At 62.2% G+C, this 3435-nt stretch carries 1 protein-coding gene; it reads right to left on the reverse strand.

What is annotated here, in order from left to right; translation table 11 throughout:
- Window positions 1–53: 53 nt before the first annotated feature.
- On the reverse strand, window positions 54–3435 hold a 3382-nt coding region (gene mfd / locus HMPREF9538_RS21785), incomplete at its 5' end, for a transcription-repair coupling factor (RefSeq protein WP_009484245.1).

A 3435-nucleotide genomic window follows, 5' to 3' on the forward strand; every position in this document is an offset into this window, starting at 1 on the left:
GGGGGGGGGGGGGGGGGGGGGCGGGGCGGGCGGGGCCCTCCCCCCCCTGCCAGTCAGGCGACGGCGTTCTCTTCCAGCTGACGCATAAACTGGCGAACCCAGTCCATCCGTGTTTTACGCTCTTCCAGGTCCTGCATGAATTTCAGGCGCGTCGGCCCGTCCAGGCGGAAGTGCTGGGGCTGCTTCTGCAGCAGGCCGATCAGCCACACCGGATTGACGTTGTTTTTCTCGTTAAATTCAATCACGCCGCCTTTTTCGTTGCTTTCCAGTTTGCGGATCCCCAGTTTTTGCGCCTGCTGACGCAGACGGGCGATATCCAGCAGGTTGCGGGCGGCATCGGGCAGGCGGCCAAAACGATCGATCAGCTCGACTTTGATCTCCTCCAGATCCTGTTCGTTTTTGGCGCTGGCAATGCGCTTATAGAATGACAGGCGCGTATTAACGTCAGGGATGAAATCATCAGGCAGCAGGGAAGGCATGCGCAGTTCAACCTCCGTCTGCTGACTGGTGAGATCTTCCAGCGAGGGTTCACGCCCGGCTTTCAGCGCATCGACTGCGTTCTCCAGCAGCTCCATATACAGGGAGAAACCGATGGTTTCCATCTGACCGCTCTGATCTTCCCCAAGCAGTTCCCCGGCCCCGCGAATCTCCAGATCGTGGGTTGCCAGCGCAAAGCCGGCGCCGAGATCTTCCAGCGACGCAATGGCCTCGAGGCGCTTTTGCGCATCGGTGGTCATCGCTTTCGGATGCGGCGTCAGCAGCCAGGCATAGGCCTGGTGATGCGAACGGCCAACGCGGCCGCGCAGTTGGTGCAGCTGGGCGAGGCCAAAATGGTCGGCGCGTTCGATGATGATGGTGTTGGCGGTGGGAATGTCGATCCCGGTTTCGATGATGGTGGTGCACACCAGCACATTGAAGCGTTGATGATGGAAGTCATTCATCACCCGCTCCAGTTCGCGCTCCCTCATCTGACCGTGACCGATGGCGATCCGCGCCTCCGGCACCAGCTCCGCCAGCTTGTCGGCGGCTTTCTGGATGTTCTCAACGTCATTAAACAGATAGTAGACCTGGCCGCCGCGCAGCGTTTCGCGCAGGATCGCCTCGCGCACCACCAGGGCGTCATATTCGCGAACGAAGGTCTTCACCGCCAGGCGGCGCGCCGGCGGCGTGGCGATGATCGACAGATCGCGCATCCCGCTCATCGCCATGTTCAGCGTCCGCGGGATCGGCGTGGCGGTGAGGGTCAGAATATCGACATCGGCGCGCATCGCTTTGATGCGCTCTTTATGCCGCACGCCAAACCGGTGCTCTTCGTCGACGATCAGCAGCCCGAGATCGCGCAGCTTCACCTCGCTCTGCAGCAGCTTGTGGGTGCCGATCAAGATATCGATTTTGCCTTCCGCGGCCTGCTCGAGGATCTGCGCCTGCTCTTTAGCGCTGCGGAAGCGGGAGAGCATTTCGATGCGTACCGGCCAGTTGGCGAAACGATCGCGGAAATTGTCATAGTGCTGCTGAGCCAGCAGGGTGGTCGGCACCAGCACCGCCACCTGCTTGTGGTTCTCCACGGCGAGGAAGGCGGCGCGCATGGCCACTTCGGTCTTGCCGAAGCCCACATCGCCGCATACCAGGCGGTCCATGGCCAGCGGCTGGCACATATCGCTGAGGACGGCGTTGATCGCCTGCGCCTGATCCGGCGTGGTTTCAAATGGGAAGCCGTCGCAGAATAGCTGATACTGTTCGCGGTCGTGTTTAAAGGCAAAACCCGCCTTCGCCGCGCGCTGGGCATAGATATCCAGCAGCTCGGCCGCCACGTCGCGTACTTTCTCAGCCGCTTTTTGTCGCGCCCGGGTCCAGGCATCGCCGCCCAGCTTGTGCAGGGGGGCGTTTTCTTCCGCCCCGCCGGCGTAGCGGCTGATAAGATGCAGGGACGATACCGGAACGTATAGCTTGGCATCGTTGGCGTAGGTCAGCATCAGATATTCGCCGGTGATGCCGCCGGCTTCCAGGGTAGTCATGCCCGCGTAGCGGCCTACGCCGTGTTCCAGGTGAACGACCGGCTGGCCGATATGCAGTTCGGCGAGGTTGCGAATCAGAGTGTCAGGGTTAATGGTGCGTCGCGAATCCTGACGACGGCGCGCCACCCGCTCGCCGAGCAGGTCGCTCTCGCAAATCAGCGCCAGGCCGCGCTGGCTGTCGATAAACCCGTGCTCGGCGGCGCCAATCATCAGATAGCGGCCGTTGCCGGTGGCTTCCTCGAGACGCAGCACGTGTTTTGGCGCAACTTTAATCCGCGCCAGCATTTCGCTCAGCGCTTCACGGCGGCCTTCGCTTTCCACCGAGAAGATCACCGGACCGGTAAAGGACTCGAGGAAGCGGCGCAGATTATCCAGCGGCGCTTTGTTCTGCGCCTGGACGGCGAGGTCCGGCAGCGTCTGGTAGCCCAGATTAGTATTTGCCGCTTTGTCCGCCAGACGTTCGGTTTTCAGCTGCACGCGCGGCCATTTTTTCAGTTCGCTGAATAGCTCATCGCTGCGCAGCCACAGCAGCTCAGGCGGCAGGAGCGGGCGCATCGGGTCGACGCCGCGGTTTTCAAAGCGGGCGCGGGCTTCATTCTGGAATCGTTCCGCGCTGGCCTCGAGATCGCCGGTGTTGACGATCAGCGTGCTGGCCGGGAAATAGCTGAATAACGGCGGCAGCGGCTCGCTGAAGAACAGCGGTTGCCAGTATTCGATACCGGCAGGTAGCGTCCCTTTACTGACCTGCTGATAGATGTGCTCGGCATCGCGCTTCACCTCAAAGCGGTCGCGCCACTGGCTGCGGAACAGCTCAATAGCGGTCTGGTCGGTGGGGAACTCGTGCGCCGGCAGCAGGTTAATGGCCGCCACTTCCTCCAGCGTGCGCTGGCTGTCAACGTCGAACAGGCGCAGGCTGTCGATTTCATCGTCAAAGAAATCAAGGCGGTAGGGCTGATCGCTACCCATCGGGAACAGGTCGAGCAGCGCGCCGCGGGTAGCATATTCGCCGTGCTCCATCACCTGATCGACATGGCGGTAGCCGGCGCCCTCCAGCTGATCGCGCAGCGCATCGCGCGACAGGCGCTGGCCCTTTTTCATCACCAGCGCGTGGCCGTGAAGGAAGCTGTGCGGACAGACGCGCTGCATCAGGGTGCTGACCGGGACGATCAGTACGCCGCGCTGCATGGTGGGTAACTGGTAAAGGGTGGCAAGACGGGAGGAGATGATGTCCTGATGCGGCGAGAAGCTGTCGTAAGGGAGCGTTTCCCAGTCCGCCAGCCCCATCACCATGCTGTCGGTGAACTGCCTGATCTCGTCGTTCAGACGCAGCGCGTTTTGCATGTCAGGCGCCACCAGCACCACCGGGCCGCTGTGGCGTTCGGCCATCTCCGCCACCAGGGTGGCGCAGGCTGCGCCGGGC

The sequence above is a fragment of the Klebsiella sp. MS 92-3 genome (assembly GCF_000195655.1).
In the GTDB taxonomy this organism is placed as follows: domain Bacteria; phylum Pseudomonadota; class Gammaproteobacteria; order Enterobacterales; family Enterobacteriaceae; genus Klebsiella; species Klebsiella pneumoniae.